This window comes from Pseudomonas sp. F9001 (assembly GCF_013385435.1).
Classification (GTDB): domain Bacteria; phylum Pseudomonadota; class Gammaproteobacteria; order Pseudomonadales; family Pseudomonadaceae; genus Aquipseudomonas.
Map to the genome: position 1 here is coordinate 43,191 of NZ_JACAPX010000056.1, position 17,920 is coordinate 61,110.

The window sequence follows — 17,920 nt, forward strand, 5'->3', positions numbered from 1 at the left end:
AGTGGCATCGAAATGGACCTGCGGCTGAGTATTCCCATGAAATCACGCAAGAAAACCGTCAATCCGATTGGATTGGATGACATCACCATCGTCGACGACGCCAAGATGCGCAAGGCGATCACCGCCGCTGCGCTGGGCAATGCCATGGAGTGGTTCGACTTCGGGGTGTATGGCTTTGTCGCCTATGTGCTGGGCAAGGTGTTCTTCCCCGAAGCGTCTCCCAGCGTACAGATGATCGCGGCCCTGGCGACCTTCTCGGTGCCGTTCCTGATTCGCCCGCTGGGCGGCCTGTTCTTTGGCCGGCTGGGGGACAAATACGGCCGGCAAAAGGTCCTGGCGGCGACCATCGTGATCATGTCCCTGAGCACCTTCGCCATCGGGCTGATCCCCTCCTATGACTCGATCGGCATCTGGGCGCCGATCCTGTTGCTGCTGGCCAAGATGGCCCAGGGCTTCTCGGTGGGCGGTGAGTACACCGGTGCCTCGATCTTCGTCGCCGAATACGCCCCGGACCGCAAGCGCGGCTTCCTCGGCAGTTGGCTGGACTTCGGCTCCATCGCCGGCTTCGTGCTCGGCGCGGGCGTGGTGGTGCTGATTTCGGCGGTAATCGGCGAAGACGCCTTCCAGTCCTGGGGCTGGCGCCTGCCGTTCTTCCTCGCCCTGCCGCTGGGCATGATCGGGCTGTACTTGCGTCATGCCCTGGAAGAAACACCGGCCTTTCAACAGCACGTGGAGCAACTCGAACAAGGTGACCGCGAAGGCCTGGCGGGCGGCCCGAAAGTCTCGTTCAAGGAAGTCGCCACCAAGCACTGGCGCAGCCTGATGACCTGTGTCGGCGTGGTGGTGGTGACCAACGTCACGTACTACATGCTGCTCACCTACATGCCGAGCTACCTGTCGCACAACCTGCACTACAGCGAAAACCACGGCGTGTTGATCATCATCGCGATCATGGTCGGCATGTTGTTCGTGCAGCCGATGATTGGCTTTGTCAGCGACAAGATCGGGCGCAAACCCTTCATTCTGTTCGGCAGTATCGCGCTGTTCTTTCTCGCCATTCCGGCGTTCATGCTGATCAACAGCGGCAAGCTCGGGCTGATTTTCTCGGGGCTGCTGATCATTGCGGTGGTGCTCAACTTCTTTATCGGCGTGATGGCGTCCACCCTGCCGGCGATGTTCCCTACCCACATCCGCTACAGCGCGCTGGCCAGCGCCTTCAACATCTCGATCCTGATTGCCGGCCTCACGCCAACCGCCATGGCCTGGCTGGTGGAGACCACCAACAACCTGTACATGCCGGCCTATTACCTGATGGTGTTCGCCGTGCTGGGGCTTTTCACCGCCCTGACCATGAAGGAAACCGCCAACAAACCCCTGCGCGGCGCGGCACCGGCGGCGTCGGATATCGAGGAAGCCAAGGAGCTGCTGCAGGAGCACGAAGACAATATCGAGCAGAAGATCGAAGATATCGACGCGCAAATCGCCGAGCTGGAAGCCAAGCGTGAAAACCTGGTGCAGCAACATCCACGCATCAACTGACGCAACATATTTGGAAACGAATAGCGGGTGAACTAACGCGCAAGCAGCACGCTCCTTCCTTAAGCGCAGTCAGCGCGGCCCTGATGAGCCTCATCAGGGCCGCTCAACGATAAGGAGCCGCCCGTGACCGACCCCACCACCCTCACCTACCGCTGCACGCCTGGCCCGCTTCACGCGACCTTGCTGGCCGGTACCGTCCCGCTGTTTCTCGGCGCCCTGCTGAGCGACATTGCCTACTACCAGACCTACCAGATCCAATGGAGCAACTTCGCCGCCTGGCTGATCGCCGGCGCTCTGCTGTTCTGCGGGCTGGCGGGGTTGTTTGCACTGGTCAACCTGCTGCGTGCCGACCGCAAGGCCGGGCGCCCCACGGTGTACTTCCTGCTGTTGCTGGTGACCTGGGCGCTGGGCCTGGTGAATGCCTTTGAGCATGCGAAGGATGCCTGGGCCGTGATGCCTTCGGGCCTGGTGTTGTCTGCCGTCGTGACCCTGCTGGCCTGCGTGACCACGTGGGTCGGGCTGACCAACTTGCGCTCGGGAGGTGCCCAATGAAGCCTTCCAGCACGCTGACCGTTTTAAGCATGGCGATGTTGTTGAGCGCCTGCGGTGGCGAAGCCGACAGCACTCAGGCTCGTGGCCCCGACCCCAAGCTGCCGGAACCCCAGCGCGGCCTGTTGCCCAGCATGAAGATCGCCGAACCGGTGGCCTGGGGCGAGCAGAAACCTACGGTGCCCGAGGGTTTCAGCATCACGGCCATCGCCACCGACCTGCGGATCCCGCGCCAGACCCTGGTGCTGCCCAACGGCGACATTCTCGTCGCCGAAGGCCGGGGCGGCAGCGCAGCGAAACTCAAGCCCAAGGATGTGATCGCCAGCGTGATCAAGGCCGAGGGCAACACCAAGGTCAAGGGCGGCAATCGCCTGACCCTGCTGCGCGATGCCGACGGTGACGGCACCTACGAGTTGAAAACCGTGTTCGCCGAAAACCTCAACGCGCCCTACGGCCTGGCCTTTGCCGACGGCAAGCTGTACGTGGCGAACCAGGATGCGCTGGTGCGCTTCGACTACGAAGACGGCCAGACCAAGGCCGGTGACCCGCCCACCACCGTCACCGAGCTGCCCGCCGCGATCAATCATCACTGGACCAAATCCCTGGCGATCAGCCCCGACGGCCGCTCGCTGTATGTGGGCATCGGGTCCAACAGCAACATCACCGAACGCGGCATGGAGGTCGAGATCGACCGGGCGATGGTCTGGCAGATCGACGCCGCCACCGGTGCCCACAAGCCTTATGCAACCGGTTTGCGCAACCCGACGGCATTGACCATTCAACCGGGCTCCGGGCAGGTGTGGGCGGTGGTCAACGAGCGGGATGAACTGGGGCCGGACCTGGTGCCGGATTACCTGACCTCGGTGCGCGAAGGCGAGTTCTACGGCTGGCCCTACAGCTATTGGGGCCAGAACGTCGACACCCGCGCCCAACCGCAGAACCCGGCCAAGGTCGCCGCCGCGATCAAGCCGGATTACAGCCTGGGTTCCCACGTTGCCGCGCTGGGCGTCGATTTTTCCATCCCGGCCATGGGCGAGAAATATGCCGACGGCGTCTTCGTCGGCGAGCACGGCAGCTGGAACCGGGACAATCCGGTGGGCTACAAGGTGATCTTCGTGCCGTTCAGCAATGGCCGGCCTGCCGGTGAGCCGCTGGACTTCGCCACGGGTTTCCGCGGGGACGATGGCAAGACTCGCGGGCGGCCGGTGGGGGTCACGGTTGATCCGAAGGGTGCGCTGATCATTGCCGATGACCTGGCCAACACGGTGTGGAGGGTGACGCGCAATAAATAAGGCCTGAAGCGGCCGATGTGGTTGCCTTCCTGTGGAGCGCGGCGGTACCTTCGCCGCACTCACGAACAGGAAGGTAACCGCAATGCCAGACACCACCGACAACGGCTTCTATGATCGCGCGGACGCGCACATCGAGCTGTCCAACGAGCAGTTCAGGGCGTTCGCCGACCTGGGCAAAGTCAGCGCCTCGATGATGTTCGGCACCACACGCTTCAATGCCTGGGTCAGCGCACGCAGCTTTAAATCCGGCGAAGAAATGGCCCAGGCGCGTGAGGCGATGCTGAAGTATTTCTGTGATCAGTACCGGATGATGCTTGAGGATAATCTTGATGATCACATCAACAATTTCAGCAAGTACATGCTCGTTAAGGGCAGTTGAACCCGCCCGCACAGGGCGGTGTGTCGACCTGTGATACCCGGCGCTCAAATTGCAACGAAGTGGCCCGCGGCGACCTCGCGGTAACTGATCGGCGGAGCCTTGTAGCCCACCTCGTAAATCCTGCTGGGCACGCTCTCCTCCATCAGGCTGAACGGCTTTCTGGGCACGTTCAGGTCCGCCGAGGGCACCGCGCTCAGCAACCTTTGGGTGTAAGGGTGCTGAGGCTGCTCGAACACTGACTGGCGTGGCCCGATCTCAACGATGCGTCCGTGGTACATCACCCCCACCCGGTGGCTGACCCGCTCGACCACCGCCAGGTCATGGGAAATAAACAGGAATGAAATGCCCATCTCGCGCTGCAGGTCCTGCAGGAGATTAATCACCTGGGCTTGAATGGACACGTCCAGCGCCGAGACGGCTTCATCGGCGATGATCAGCTTCGGAGACAGAGTCAGCGCCCGCGCGATGCAGATCCGCTGTCGCTGCCCACCCGAGAACTCGTGCGGATAGCGTTGTGCATGCTCCGCCGACAGCCCCACCTTCTCCAGCAATATTCGCACCTGCTTTCGTGCTTGCGCGCCATGTGCAATGCCATGAACATGCAGCGGCTCCAGCAGGCTGTTCTCGATCGTGAGACGCGGGTTCAGGGATGCATAGGGATCCTGGAAGACCATCTGGATATCGCGGCGCAGCGAGTTCATATCGCTCTTGTTCAACGTCGTAAGGTTCTTGCCACCGAAAACGATATTCCCGCCCTGTATCGGCATCAGCCCGGCAATCGCACGAGCGCTGGTGGATTTCCCGCACCCGGACTCGCCCACCAGGGCCAGCGTTTCACCTGAGTAGATATCAAAGTCGATGCCTTCGACGGCATGCACACGGCGCCGGACCTTCCCGAGGAGACCACCTTTGAGGTCGTACCGAATGGACAACGACTCGACTCTGAGCACTGGCGGACTCTGGTAGTCCGGGGCCACGCCAGGCGCAGGTTCTGCACCCGCTGCGACGTCATCATCGATCAAGGCAAATTTTGCGGGGAGTTGAGTGCCACGCATTGAGCCGATTTTTGGAACAGCCGCCAGCAATGCCCGGGTGTAGGGCTGCTTGGGCTCCTGCAGCACTGCCCTTGCCGGACCTTGCTCAACGGTCTCGCCTTTCTTCATCACCATCACATGGTCTGCGACTTCCGCCACCACGCCCATATCGTGGGTGATAAAGATCACGCCCATGGCCAGGCTATCTTGCAGCTCCTTGATAATCCGCAGGATCTGCGCCTGCACCGTCACATCCAACGCTGTGGTCGGCTCGTCGGCGATCAGCAGTGTGGGCTCGCAGACCAGCGACATCGCAATCATGATCCGTTGGCGCATGCCGCCGGAAAGCTCATGGGGAAACCGGTTCATGACCTGCTTCGCATCCGGAATACGCACCAGGTCCAGCATGCGTAATGCCTGGGCTTCGGCTTGCGCACGGCTGCACCGCTGATGCAGCAAGATGCCTTCGATGAGTTGCGCGCTGATCTTGAAGACCGGATTCAGCGAAGTCATGGGCTCCTGAAAGATCATCGACATGGACGAACCCCGCAGTGTGCGCATGACAGACTCGGGCGCCGCCACCAGGTCGACAATCTGGTTATTCCTGGTTTGCAGCTCCATCGAGCCCGAAAGCACCCGTCCGCCGGCGCGCTTGATCAGGCCCATCATCGCCATTGAGGTGACGGATTTGCCGGAGCCGGACTCACCCACGATCGCCAGCGTCTGACCGCGCATCACCTCGAAGGACACATCGCGCACCACCGGCGTCTCGCGCCCTCTGGTGCCGAAGCCGACACTCAGGTTTTTCACCCGGGCTACCAAATTCTCGTTCATGAGGCGCTCCTTTAATCGACGATCGCCGAGATGGCCGCGTCAAGGTCGGCACGGGATTGATCGACCTTGCGCCGGCTCTGCGCAACCCACTCACGGTCCTGCTCCAGCTCGTTCTGGGCGATCGACAATAATCGCCGGACCTCGTCCGGGCCGACGCCGCCCGCGGAAGTGCGGGTCTCGACAAAACGGCGCGGGTTCAAAGCATCGCGGACCTGGGCATCCGAGTAGCCCAGGGTTGAGCCGACAGTTTCCACGCTGGCTTGATCCAGTGCGGCGCCGGTCACCCCGGCAGGAGCCACGCCCTCGTACAGGCAGTTACGCACCAGGCGGGCCACGATGTGGTGGACCTGGCGGAAAGAGATGCCCCGGTCCCGAACGATCACATCGGCGAGGTTGCTGGCGGTGCACCAACTCCCGGAGAGCAGGGCTGTCATCCGGTCCTCATGCACCACCAGGGTTTCAATGATGCCGGTAAACAGGTCCAACATGCCTTCGGTGGTGGCCAGCGCATCATGGATCAACGGCAGGTCGCGCATCGCCTGGTCGCCGGTGCCTTCGGACCGGAAAGTGGCCAGGGCCGTGCTGAGCCAGGTCACCGATCCACCTGCAGCTTTCTTGATGGTTTCCAAGCCGCTGGGGTTTTTCTTCTGCGGGAAAATACTGCTGGTGCCGCAATAGCCGTCGTGGCTTTCCACCGTTCCAAATTCGACGCTCGACCAGATATGCAGGTCGGTTGCCAGATCGTTCAGGTCGGCCATGACAAAGGACAATGCGCCAATCGTCTCTGCTGCGTACCATGCTTCGCGGCCCAGCTTGGAGTTTTCTACCAGGCTGTCGAACCCCAACAGGTGCGTGGTGCGCCCACGGTCCAGCGGCCAGGACGTGCCGGCCAAGCCGACGGCACCAAGGGGGTTGCGATTGACCCGGGTGTAAGCGTGCATCAAGCGGCTGAAGCTGTCGTGCAGCCTCGACGTAAAACTCAAAAGGTAGTGGCCGAACACCCAGGGCTGGGCATGCTGCATATGGGTGTAGCCGGGCATGATGGTGCCCGAATGCGTGGAGGCCTTCTGAATCAACGCCACCTGGAACTCATTGATACGGTCCAGCACCGCCAGGATGCGCTTGCGGTCGTACAGGCGGCGTACCGTTGCCCCTTGGTCTATCCGGCTGCGGCCGGTGTGCATCTGCCCGGCCGAGTCTTCGCCGATCCGGGAGAAAAGGTACGATTCAACCTGAAGCAGGAAGCTGCCTTTCTTTACATCAAACGGGAAGTCGGCGGGAACCATGTCCCGAATCAACCGCAGCTCCGCGAGGATGGCTTGCCCGACCGACACAGAAAGAATCTGCTGTTCAACCAGCATCACGGTGTGCGCCAGGTCCACTTCGACAAACTCGTGAAACTGACGTTTCTCGGTCTCAAGTGCCGGAATATCATGGTACTTGACCATGCGTTCAGCGGGAGGAGCACTCAGGCGAGCGTCGGTTAACAGTGTTTCGTTGGCATGTAAATTCGACATTTAAATCACCGCTCAATAAGTTCTACATTCGTCAAATCGATGGTCCCTTCATAATCGACATCCAGGCCATTCAACGCTTTACGCACACCAATTATTTGCTCCTGGTCAAACAGCGGCAGATTGTCCGGGTCTTGTTCCCATAGAATCTGCTGAATCTGGCCGTAATAGGACATGCGTGTTTTTTCATCCAGTTCACGCGAGGCCAACTGAAGTAATTTGTCTACCTGAGGGTTGCTGTAACCCGTGAGATTCTGCGGGTCGCCGCTGGACAACTTTCGACGCAAACGAATATCCGCGTCAGATATGCCCGTTCCCAGTAACCACATGTTTGCGTCATTGCTACCTTTGCCCGTGCCCTTGCCCGGCTCGGGGCGATACAAGTTCTTTTGATACGTTGCCCATTCCCATACCTTAAACTCGGTCTTCAGCCCCACGGCGTTAAGATAGCCTTGGACAACTTCCGAGACCTGGCGATCTTTGGTATAGCGTCCCGCCGGGGTCCATATAACTACGGTGCCTGGATAACCGCCTGGATATACCTCGTTAATTATTTTTCTTGCCGCATCAGGGTCGTACTTCACCGGAGGGAATTCACGTCGGGCTTGCGTACCCTCCGGAAATGGGCCAGTGGGTACTTTTCCATATCCCAACAACACTTTGTCGACCAATGCCTGGCGATCAATCGCCATACTCACCGCCCTCCGTATGCGCGGGTCATCAAAGGGCGGTTTGGTCAGGTTCATTTCAAAGAACACCTGGAATGTGCTGGGTACCCGCAGCAAGGTGGATTTATTCAGTTCCTTTAATTCAATAGCCGCCTCGGGCGATAAATTTGCCGCGATATCCGCATTGTTCGTTCGCAGCTCTATGACTCGGGAAGAATCTTCCCTGACCGGACGGAACACGATGGTTTCCGGTTTTGCCGTTGTTCCATAAAAAGCGTTGTTCTTATGAATAACGGCCTGGTCGTTGGGTATCCAACTATCAAATACGTAGGGCCCGGTACCGACGGGATGGTGCCCATAAGCCCGTCCATATTTAACGACAGCGGCCGGACTGCTGATTGACGAAGATTCTTTTGCCAGTAACTCCAACATTGTGGGTGACGGATTTTTTGTGGTGATGCGTAACTCATTCGGCGCTAGCGCATCCACCGAAGCTATATCCGCATAGTAGGACCGGTGCGGAGAACCGAGCTTGGGGTTCATGATTCGGTCCAGGTTAAACTTCACCGCTGCAGCATCAAACGCCGTGCCGTCATGAAAGGTAATTCCCGGTTTCAGGATAAAAATCCATTGCCGTCCATCCTCGGACCTTGACCATGACTGCGCCAAATCAGCTACAAACGTGTTATGCCCGTGACCGTCCCATGCGACCAACCGATTAAACAGGTGATTAATCACGTTATAGGAAGGCACACTGCGCGAAATCGCTGGGTCCAGGGTATCGATATCAGCGCCTTGAACGAATGTCAGCTTCTTCAGGTCTTTGGCGTTGGCAACAAACGATAGGCCCGCCGACAGTCCAAGGATGCCGACAACAGCGAAACTCCGTATCAATACTTCCAGGCAATTCAGACGCCGCATAATCTTTCTCGCTTGATAATTCTGGTGGACACACAGGGCGTGTTTAACCGCGCCGAACTCATTTATGCGTTACGTGATTTCGGGTCGATGTAGTCTCGCAACGCATCCCCCACAATGTTGAAACTCAATATGGTCAAAACCAGTGCAAATCCGGGCGCAATCAATACGTAGGGATGGGTGGTCAATAACGGCCGCGACTCGGCAATCATCGAGCCCCACTCCGGGGTGGGCGGCGGCGGGCCAAGCCCCAGAAAGCTGAGCCCGGAACCAATGAGGATTGCTTCAGCCAGCGAGACGGTGGCCTGGATAATGACCAGCGAACCGATATTCGGCAGGATATGTATCAGCAGCAGCCGCAGATCGCTGACGCCAATCGACTTGGAGGCCAATACAAACTCGCGGTTTCTCAATGCCATGACCGGCCCGGCAAAGAAACGCACGTAAATCGGGATCGTTGAAATGGCGATGGCCAGTGTCAGGCTTACTATGCTGTTGCCCGCCACCGTGATGACCAGAATGGCAACCAGTGTCCGGGGAAATGCAATCATCGAGTCCATGACCCGCATCACCACCCCGGCGATGGCGCCGTTGTAATAGCCACACGCCGCACCTAAAGCGATGCCAATGACCATCGCAATGCTGACACTTGAAACTGCGACGGTGAGCGTAATTCGTGCCCCCCACACGACTCGACCCAACAAGTCACGGCCCAATTGGTCCGTGCCGAGCCAGGAACTTGCACCGGGCTCGACAAGGGACGTTGATAAGTTGATCTTGGTGACCGAATCCCAATCAAACAACAAAGGGGCAGCTATCGCCGCAGCAACCATCACCAGGATCACGATCAATGAAGCAAACGCGAACCAGCGCTTATTGGAAATAAGGAAACTGACAAAGCCCAACCGATATTTTTTCGGAAGTTTCATATCGGCCTCAGTTGTAAGTGACGCGAGGGTCGAGGACGCCATAAACCAAATCCACCATTAAGTTGATAATTACCACCACCGCGGCAAACACAAGAACTGTGCCTTGGACGACATAAATATCCCGAGCCATGATTGCATCAATCAAGAGCCGCCCCATTCCCGGCCAGGCAAATACTGTCTCGACAATAACCGCGCCACCCAGTAACCGGCCGAAGTCCATACCGAATACTGTCACCAATGGAATGGCCGCATTGGAAAGTGCATGCTTGAGTACTACCTTGTAACTCGGTACACCTTTCGCATAGGCAGTACGAATATAATCTTCCCTCAGCACATCCATCATGGTGGATCGGGCCAGCCGTGAAAAAGTTGCAACATACGGCAAACCAAGTGTCAAGGCCGGTAATATCAGGTGTTGCAGCCCGCCTCTGCCGGTCGGCGGCAACCATCCGAGGTTGGCTGAAAAGATCAGCATCAATATCAGTCCCAGAAAGAAGCCAGGCATTGATATGCCCAGAACTGCAACGGTGGTCAGCGAACTATCAAGGAAGCCTCTGGGCTTCAAAGCGGCCGCAATACCGAGGGGAACGCCAATGATGACGGCAAGCAACATTCCGGCAGCGGTCAGTTCAATCGTGGCGGGAAGAGTTCTGGCTATACCTTCGAGCACGGGCGTGAATGTCTGGAATGACTCGCCAAAATCACCCACGACAACTTTCCTGACATAAATAAGGTATTGATTGATTAGCGGCTTATCCAATCCGTAGTTTTGCCTTATTTGCGCAACATCTTCCGCTGTTGCATCCGGACCTGCTGCCAGCTGCGCAGGATCTCCCGGAATAAAGTGCATGACCAGGAAGACCACAATGGAGACTCCCAGCAGCATCGGAAGCAGAAGTAACAACCTGCGGACGGTATAATTCAGCACGCGCTATCCTCTTTTTTATTTTTACTTAAACGGCACCCGATATTAATAACGGGAACTGCTTTTCTTTGGTAAAACCACGCAACTAAATCATCGCGCCGTTACATGCTTATAGCAAACCGGTAACAGGTTGGACGCACATAACAAAATGTTATACGCTCGCAAAAATGCGCCCTCCAACATTCGATCGAGAGCCACAATGAAACTCAATCCTCGCCAATTGGAAGCTTTCAGGGCGGTCATGCTCACCGGAAGCATGACTATCGCCGCCGAGGCACTTCAGGTCAGTCAACCGGCCATCAGCCGGCTCATCCGCGACCTCGAAATTGTCCTTTCCCTTCGACTGTTTCGCCGTGAAGGCAATCGCCTCATTCCCGGGGCGGAAGCACAGGTGTTGTACGCGGAGGTGGACAAGTTTTATCAAGGCATAGAACGCATCGAGCGGGTTGCAGAGGACCTTGTGACGCTACGCACCGGCACATTGAGGATCAGTTCAATGAGCACGCTGGGGCTCAGTGTGGTGGCTGAGGGGGTATGCCGATTCGCGCGAAAGCACCCCGAGGTCAGAACCTCGTTGGATGTGCGCAACTCGGTGGGCATCCTGGAACTGACGTCTGCCAACCAGATCGATATTGGTTTTGTGCAGATTCCTTCAGGGGAATATCCCGGGATCCAGGTGATCAACCTGCCACCCATCAGCGCGGTGTGCGTGATGCCGGCCAACGATATGTTGGCCACCAAAGACGTGGTGACCCTGGAGGATTTGCACGGGCGACGCCTGATTACCCTGAACGCCAACAATCCTTTGCAGCGACGCATCACATCAGCCATGGAGGCTCGGGGTGTTGCAGGCGTCTCCAGCGTTGAAACCACCGCCGCGCACTCCGCCTGCGGAATGGTGTCCGGGGGGCTCGGCATCACCGTGTGTGATCCATTCACCGCCTCCTACTCGAAATACCCGGGCCTTACGTTCAGACCGCTGGACCAGGACATACCCTTCGAGGTTTCGATGGTATTTCCGGGTCACCAGCAGCGCTCCAAGCTCGCCTCGGATTTCATGCAGGTCATGGAAGGTATCTTCAGGTCGGAGTTTATTTCCATGATTCCCCGTGAAGCGTACTAATCGCGAGTCACTTCAGTTCGGTTGAGTAATTCAGCGGCACCCATTGCCACGCGGCGCCCTGACCACGCAAATGCCCCAGGCCGGGAAACGAGAGGTGCGCCGCGCCGACCAGCGCGCCCTCTTTCGCAGCCAGGCTGAACACGGTCTCGCGGGCAGTGGTGGCGGCTTTCTTGTCCGTATCAAACTCGATAGTCACCGACGGGTCGGCAAACTGCACGGCACCGGCGTGGATCAGATCACCGGCGACAATCATCTTCTGGCCTTTGCTCTCAACCAGGTAGCTGGTGTGCCCCAGGGTATGGCCATAGCTGGACAGCGCCTTGAACCCCGGCAGGATCTCCCCGCTGCCCTGGAAAGGCTGGAACTTTCCAAGCGCGATATACGGGTTCAAGGAAGCCATTGCACCCTTCGCGAACTCGGGTACGAAGCTGTTGGCGTCGGCCGAGGCAGGCTCCAGCCTCGCCGGCGAGAGCCAGTAATCGGCGTCACGCTTGTCGGCGTGTACCGTGGCGTTCGGAAACACCATCACCCCTTCGGCAACCAGCCCACCCACGTGGTCCGGGTGCATGTGCGTGAGAAGGATGTCATCGACCTGCTCCGGCTTGTAGCCGGCTGCCTGCAGGTTGGCCGCGAGCTTGCCCAGGGTCGGCCCGAAGAGCGCACCAGCGCCGGTATCGATCAGGATGAGCCGAGTGCCGGTATTGACGAGATACGCGTTCGTCGAGGTCTCGGTGGGCACCCCGAGGAACGCCTTGCGCAGTGCGGTAGTGGTCTTGGCAGCCGGCTCATTCAGCAATTTGTCGAACGGTGCATCGATGGTGCCGTCACTCAGCGCGGTGACCTCGAAATCTCCAAGCATCGTGCGATAGTAACCAGGGGCCTGGGTTTTGACTTGGGGCGCGGCGGCAACTGCCACCGCCGGTGCCGCGATGGCTCCCAGTGCCAGGGCAGCAGCAAGGGCCGTGTAATTCAACACGCGGGTAAATGTCAGCTTGGTCATGGTGCAGCTCTCCAGTTGGAATCGGCGGCATCCTATTCAAGCGTTTTTTATAGTTGAAATCGAAACTCCGCATGCCAGGTATGTGTGGCGTAGATACCTGCCAGGGCCTGATGTCGTCAGGAAAGCACGCAGAGCTTGAGTTGTTCGCGCAACCAGAGATGTGCCAGGTCCTTGTCGAACCGTGGATGCCAGGCAGAGAACAAACTGAAGTCGCGCACCTCGAGGGGCAGAGCAAGGGCCGCCAGCGAGCGCTCATAACGGCTCAGGAAACGGGACGGAAGCACACTTACACAGTCGCTGTTCTGCAGCAGCAATGGAACGATGCTGTAGTAAGGCACCGACACCGCGACACGGCGCGCACGCCCCTTCTGCGCGAGCACATCATCAATAAAACCGTGAAAGCTGTTCACGGCACCCGACACCACCACATGCTCCAGGCCCAGGTATTCCTCCAGCGTTGGTGGCGCGGATCCGCGAGGGTGATCGGCGCGCTGGGCCATCTTGAATTCTTCCTGCAGCAGCAACTCGTGCGACAGGTTCCCGATACGGCTGTGTGATACCAGCGCGACGTCAATCTCGCCGCTTTCCAACTGATCGCCAAGCAACACCTGGTCGATCGCACGTATCGAAACCCGGATGCCCCCAGGACTCGCAGCCTGCACAAGCTGCACCAGCCGGGGCGCGACGATCGCAGCGGCGTTATCGTTCGCGCCAATCACAAAGGTCCGGTCCGACTTGGCAGGATCAAAGCATGGAAGGTCACCGACCACCGTCCCCAGTACCTGCAACGCCTGGCGCAACGGCTGACGCAAATGTTCGGCACGTGCTGTCAGCACCATGCCTTTTCCGGACTGAGCAGGCATCAATAAAGGGTCGCCGAACAGGTCACGCAACCGCGACAACTGCGCGGATAACGCCGACTGCGTCAGGTTGAGCTTCGCCGCCGCCCGCGTGACGTTCCTCTCCTCAAGCAAGACGCTGAGGGAAGTCAGGAGCGCGAGGTTGTGTCCAGTCAGGTTCATCGGGTTGATCCACTGCCATCTCTCAAGGTGACGTTAATGTAATCAGATACTGCCCCGACGTCACAGGCCTCCCTTGGCCATCCACCAACGCATATTGCTGCTGGTAATAGCGGTCTCCCCGGCCACTGTCGGCGACCAGCTTCACGTTCACGGCGCTGTGGTCGAGGGCCGTGACCGAGCCCACCGGTTGCACACTGCGCACGCTGATGGCGATGCCGCGTGCGGACGTAGGGCAATTGTTGAGTTTCATCCCGTTGGCCACGGCGAGCGGTGTGCAAGACGCTTCGACGATGCTGCCGTGAAACGAGATGACTCCCTGCCCCACCGGGCTCGCGGCCATGCAGGCACCGGACAGGCTGAACAACAGGCCAACATGGATTGCAGACATTCTCTTGATGCGCATGCCGATACTCCCGGGGGTGATAAAGCCTATGCCCCGGGATATCGGCCGAGCAGCAGGTTATTTTAAGATTTGTCTGATGTTAGAAGCAGTTTTTCCAAAGACTTTGGAAATATCAGTGCCCGCCAACCACAGGTTTACCGTGGGCCCGGTGCCCCGGCTTGAAGCCATGGAGTCGCGCGCACCACACAATCGCGAAGCCCGCCGCCAGCAACACCAACATTGCCCAGGGGAAAGACGCCACGCCCCAGGTATCCAGCAACACGCCACCCACCACGCCGCTTCCGGCAATCGCGCTGTTCCATGCCACCACGTTCAGCGACAACGCAACATCCGCCCCATCTCCGGCAGCATCCGCCAGTGCGGTTTGCAGCAACGTCGCAGCGCCGCCAAAACTCAAGCCCCACACCGCCACGCCGAGGTAAATAACGCCCGGCACCTGCGCCAGAAAACCAAAAGCCAAACACGTCGCCGCAAAGCCCGCCAGGCTGACCAGCACCGTCTTGCGCAACGCCACATCCACCAACCGGGCAGTGACCCAAATCCCGAGCAGCGCCGCTATACCAAACACCAACAACACCAGATCCACACGGTCCACCAAGCCCGCCGGAGCCACGAACGGCGCGATGTAGGTATAGAGAATGTTATGGGCGAGCATCCATGAGATCACCACCGCCAGCACTGGCCGCACACCCGGCGTGGTCAGCACCTTGCGCAACGGCATGCGCTGATGGGCCGACTGGCCGGGATAATCCGGCACTTTCACCAGCACCCAGACAATCAGCACCAGGGTCAGTGCCGACATGATCCCGAACGTGGTGCGCCAGCCCACCAGCCCACCCAGCCAGGTGCCCAGCGGTACGCCAAGTGACAGGGCAATCGGCGTTCCTACCATGGCCAGCGCCAACGCCTTGCCCTGCTGATGTGGCTCTACCATGCGCCGCGCATAGCCGGCCAACAAACTCCAGGCCAGCCCCGCCGCCATCCCGGCGAGGAACCGCGCCAACAGCGTCAGCCCGTAGTGGGAGGACAGCGCCGTGATGGAGTTGAACAGCAGAAAACCGACGATGGTCAGCAGCAGCACATTGCGTCGCCGCCAGCCGCGAGTCGCGATGGTCAGCGGGATCACCGCCAGCACCGAGCCCAGCGCATACGCGGTGACCATCTGCCCGGCCATGGACGCTGAAACTCCCAGCCCATCGCTGATCAGCGGCAACAGGCCCGCCGGCAGGGTTTCGGTGACGATGCAGATAAAACCGGTCATGGCCAGGGCGAGCAAGGCGCCGACGGGCAAGCGGTCGGGAACGGCGTCTGCCGATAAGGTGGTTGAGGGGGTCACAGGGAAACTCCTTGAGCGAGAAGACTTAAATACCGATCGATATAAATGTTGGACGCCCCACGCAGCGTTGTCAACGACTTATGTATCGACTAGTATTTATCTCATCACCCGAGAGGATTTCCACATGGCACAGATGGGCCGCCCCCGCACCTTCGACCGCGACCAGGCCGTGGAACAGGCCATGCACCTGTTCTGGCAGCACGGTTACGACGCGACGTCCCTGAGCCAGTTGAAAGCCGGATTGGGCGGCGGCATCTCCGCGCCGAGTTTCTACGCGGCGTTCGGCTCCAAGGACGCGCTGTTCCAGGAGTGCGTGCAGCGTTATCTGGCGACGTTCGCCCAGGTCACCGAATGCCTGTGGGATGACAGCCTGCCACCGCGCCAGGCCATCGAGACGGCGTTGCGCCAATCGGCACGCATGCAGTGTGAAGAGGGGCATCCCAAAGGCTGCATGGTAGCCCTGGGCGTGATGAGCGCGCCCTCCCCCGAGAACGCACAAGTCACCCATGGGCTGACCCATTCGCGAGAGCGCACACGGGCGGGCATCGTGCATTGTGTCGAGCGCGGCATCCGCGCAGGCCAGTTACCGGCCGAGACCAATGCACGTGCCATGGCCACGGTCTACGACAGTTTTCTGCAAGGCGTGTCGATCCTGGCCCGGGATGGCGTCGACGCTGATGCCATCGATACTGCCATTGGCCAACTGATGCTGACCTGGGACTTATCCGCCGCTACAGCGCCGCCCATTCGGCGCGATGCTCCAGCAGAAAATCCACAAACGCCCGCACCCGATGCGGTACATAGCGGCCATGGGGATACAGCAAGGTAAACGGCCGTGAGCGCCCGCCGTAAGGCTGCAAGACCTCCACCAGGCTGCCGTTGGCCAATTCCTCCTCGACGATGAACTTGTAGGTCTGGAATAACCCCGCGCCGTGCTTGGCCAGGGTTACGCCACCCAGCACGTCGTCAGAGCAGCTGTAGCCTGCTTCCCCGGCAAACTCCCGCTCCTTGCCGTCCACCTGGAACAGCCAGGAAATGCGCCGCCCGTTGCTCGGCAATTCGTACTGGATGCACTCGTGGTTCGGCAAATCCTCCAGGGCCTGGGGCGTGCCGGCACGCTTCAGGTACGCCGGCGTCGCGACCACCACCAGCCTGGCGTCTTCCAGCAACCGCGCAATCAGCGTCGAGTCCGGCTGGGCCCGCACGCGAATGGCCAGGTCATAACCTTCGGCGACGAAATCGATGTTGCGGTTGCTGATGTGGATATCCACGCTGACTTGCGGGTACAGCGCACGGAATTTCGGCAGCAGCGGCAGGATCCGGTGATGGCCGTAGGTGGTCGGGATGCTGATGCGCAACAGCCCGGACGGCACCGATTGCGCGCCCATCATTTCCTGCTGGGCTTCCACCAGTTGCGTCAGCGCCTGGCGGCATTGCTCGAAAAATGTCCGGCCGCCATCGGTCAGGCGGATGCTGCGGGTGGTGCGCACAAACAGCCGGGAGCCCAGGCGCTCTTCCAACCGCGAGATGCTGCGGCTCACCGCCGCCGGGGTCACGCCTGCCACCTGGGCGGCGGCGGTAAAGCTGCTGGCCTCGGCGGCCAGGCAGAACAGCTCGATGCTGCCCAGCTGCAAATCTTCGAAATGGCGTTTCATGATGGATTACACCGGGTATCTGCTTGGGGGCTCACCCGCTCTATTTATCAGCAAGGGCCGCATAAATATAGGGGTCCTACCTGGCCCGTGCTTGCTTTCATTCCACGCACACCGCCCACAACTTCCGTGGCAATGCTCCGTCGTTGCACCTTGCGAACTCCATCAACAACCAGCCGGTCGTGGTCAACCGATCACCGAATACCGACCGTGGTTCGCAGATCGACTCCCTGCAAAAAGGCGTGTATTTCCAGGACCAGATCAAGTTCGACGAGGCCACCACCTCGCGCGCAGGGTTGGTGTACAAGGCTGACAACGGCCTGGCACCGTACCTGAGCTACAGCGAATCGTTCTTCCCGGTAGCGGGTGTGAGCAAGGCCGGGCAAGTGTTTGTGCCCACCTAAGGCAAACAGTACGAGTTCGGTGACTCACCGCTGGTAGGCCAACAACGGCTCACTCAGCGGTTCGGGGCGTCAGGCATATGGCGTTGGGGGCGGTGATTGGGGGCATATCCGTTGGTTTTGTTACGGCTACTATTGGTTCCGCTCTTACAGCGGCTCACTTTTGAAAAGCGCAAAAGTAAGCAAAACGCTCTTGCCCCACCACTCGGCACCTCGCTTGGGCTCGGTGTGCCCTCAGCTCCGGCAGCACGAAGCGGGCCGCCGCGACGGGGCGTCCCTGCCCCGTCGCGGCTAAACCGGCGTCCTGCCGGTTTACCCGCTCCGTACTGCCTACGTTCGGCCAGCGTGGTTTAACGGGGCGCCTAAGATCAAAAGCAGATCAACAGCACAGCGGCCTCCCGG

At 59.5% G+C, this 17,920-nt stretch carries 17 protein-coding genes; 7 read left to right on the forward strand and 10 right to left on the reverse strand.

Annotation, left to right across the window (positions count from 1 at the left end; genetic code table 11):
* Nucleotides 1-36 precede the first annotated feature (36 nt).
* The 4 genes from proP (at nucleotide 37) to HX818_RS30385 (ending at nucleotide 3,759) form a co-directional block, all read left to right on the forward strand.
* The gene (gene proP / locus HX818_RS30370; protein ID WP_003207926.1) at nucleotides 37-1,539 is read left to right on the forward strand and encodes a glycine betaine/L-proline transporter ProP; all 1,503 of its coding nucleotides are present in this window, start codon (nucleotides 37-39) and stop codon (nucleotides 1,537-1,539) included.
* 123 nt (nucleotides 1,540-1,662) lie between these two features.
* Nucleotides 1,663-2,091 (forward strand): DUF2231 domain-containing protein, encoded by a 429-nt coding sequence (locus HX818_RS30375; RefSeq protein WP_177021316.1) that lies wholly within the window; start codon nucleotides 1,663-1,665, stop codon nucleotides 2,089-2,091.
* Entirely contained in the window at nucleotides 2,088-3,380 is a 1,293-nt protein-coding gene (locus HX818_RS30380; protein ID WP_177021317.1) for a sorbosone dehydrogenase family protein, read from the forward strand. The genes HX818_RS30375 and HX818_RS30380 overlap by 4 nt, the downstream gene beginning before the upstream one ends.
* Nucleotides 3,381-3,462: 82 nt before the next feature.
* Entirely contained in the window at nucleotides 3,463-3,759 is a 297-nt protein-coding gene (locus HX818_RS30385) for a DUF3144 domain-containing protein (RefSeq protein WP_003207921.1), read from the forward strand.
* 44 nt (nucleotides 3,760-3,803) lie between these two features.
* Here HX818_RS30385 and HX818_RS30390 read toward each other — a convergent pair whose 3' ends face one another.
* The 5 genes from HX818_RS30390 to HX818_RS30410 form a co-directional block, all read right to left on the reverse strand.
* Nucleotides 3,804-5,627, reverse strand: coding sequence for an ABC transporter ATP-binding protein (locus HX818_RS30390; protein WP_003207919.1), 1,824 nt, complete (start codon nucleotides 5,625-5,627; stop codon nucleotides 3,804-3,806).
* An 11-nt stretch (nucleotides 5,628-5,638) separates the two neighbouring features.
* Complete coding sequence (gene argH, locus HX818_RS30395) at nucleotides 5,639-7,144, reverse strand: argininosuccinate lyase (protein ID WP_023659030.1); 1,506 nt, start codon at nucleotides 7,142-7,144, stop codon at nucleotides 5,639-5,641.
* A gap of 5 nt (nucleotides 7,145-7,149) precedes the next feature.
* The gene (locus HX818_RS30400; protein ID WP_003207917.1) at nucleotides 7,150-8,730 is read right to left on the reverse strand and encodes an ABC transporter substrate-binding protein; all 1,581 of its coding nucleotides are present in this window, start codon (nucleotides 8,728-8,730) and stop codon (nucleotides 7,150-7,152) included.
* Nucleotides 8,731-8,792: 62 nt separating this feature from the next.
* Nucleotides 8,793-9,656, reverse strand: coding sequence for an ABC transporter permease (locus HX818_RS30405; RefSeq protein WP_008433279.1), 864 nt, complete (start codon nucleotides 9,654-9,656; stop codon nucleotides 8,793-8,795).
* A 7-nt stretch (nucleotides 9,657-9,663) separates the two neighbouring features.
* On the reverse strand, nucleotides 9,664-10,584 hold the full coding sequence (locus HX818_RS30410) for an ABC transporter permease (RefSeq protein ID WP_003207915.1): 921 nt from the start codon (nucleotides 10,582-10,584) through the stop codon (nucleotides 9,664-9,666).
* Between the two features lie 196 nt (nucleotides 10,585-10,780).
* Between HX818_RS30410 and HX818_RS30415 the strand changes: the two genes are divergently transcribed.
* Nucleotides 10,781-11,704, forward strand: a complete 924-nt coding sequence (locus HX818_RS30415) for a LysR substrate-binding domain-containing protein (protein ID WP_087692926.1) — start codon at nucleotides 10,781-10,783, stop codon at nucleotides 11,702-11,704.
* A gap of 7 nt (nucleotides 11,705-11,711) precedes the next feature.
* On the opposite strand, the gene HX818_RS30420 is transcribed toward HX818_RS30415, so the two are convergent.
* The 4 genes from HX818_RS30420 to HX818_RS30435 all read right to left on the reverse strand — a co-directional run bounded on the left by HX818_RS30420 (nucleotide 11,712) and on the right by HX818_RS30435 (nucleotide 15,465).
* Complete coding sequence (locus tag HX818_RS30420; RefSeq protein ID WP_003207912.1) at nucleotides 11,712-12,704, reverse strand: MBL fold metallo-hydrolase; 993 nt, start codon at nucleotides 12,702-12,704, stop codon at nucleotides 11,712-11,714.
* Nucleotides 12,705-12,820: 116 nt separating this feature from the next.
* Complete coding sequence (locus HX818_RS30425; protein ID WP_003207910.1) at nucleotides 12,821-13,726, reverse strand: LysR family transcriptional regulator; 906 nt, start codon at nucleotides 13,724-13,726, stop codon at nucleotides 12,821-12,823.
* A 22-nt stretch (nucleotides 13,727-13,748) separates the two neighbouring features.
* Nucleotides 13,749-14,129, reverse strand: a complete 381-nt coding sequence (locus HX818_RS30430; RefSeq protein ID WP_177021318.1) for a type 1 fimbrial protein — start codon at nucleotides 14,127-14,129, stop codon at nucleotides 13,749-13,751.
* Nucleotides 14,130-14,241: 112 nt separating this feature from the next.
* Nucleotides 14,242-15,465, reverse strand: coding sequence for an MFS transporter (locus HX818_RS30435; protein ID WP_177021319.1), 1,224 nt, complete (start codon nucleotides 15,463-15,465; stop codon nucleotides 14,242-14,244).
* Between the two features lie 124 nt (nucleotides 15,466-15,589).
* Between HX818_RS30435 and HX818_RS30440 the strand changes: the two genes are divergently transcribed.
* Complete coding sequence (locus HX818_RS30440) at nucleotides 15,590-16,294, forward strand: TetR/AcrR family transcriptional regulator (RefSeq protein ID WP_177021320.1); 705 nt, start codon at nucleotides 15,590-15,592, stop codon at nucleotides 16,292-16,294.
* Here HX818_RS30440 and HX818_RS30445 read toward each other — a convergent pair.
* Nucleotides 16,197-17,120 (reverse strand): LysR family transcriptional regulator, encoded by a 924-nt coding sequence (locus tag HX818_RS30445; protein WP_087692928.1) that lies wholly within the window; start codon nucleotides 17,118-17,120, stop codon nucleotides 16,197-16,199. The genes HX818_RS30440 and HX818_RS30445 overlap by 98 nt on opposite strands.
* Before the next feature lie 143 nt (nucleotides 17,121-17,263).
* Between HX818_RS30445 and HX818_RS30450 the strand changes: the two genes are divergently transcribed.
* Nucleotides 17,264-17,521, forward strand: coding sequence for a hypothetical protein (locus HX818_RS30450; protein ID WP_177021321.1), 258 nt, complete (start codon nucleotides 17,264-17,266; stop codon nucleotides 17,519-17,521).
* Nucleotides 17,522-17,920 lie beyond the last annotated feature (399 nt).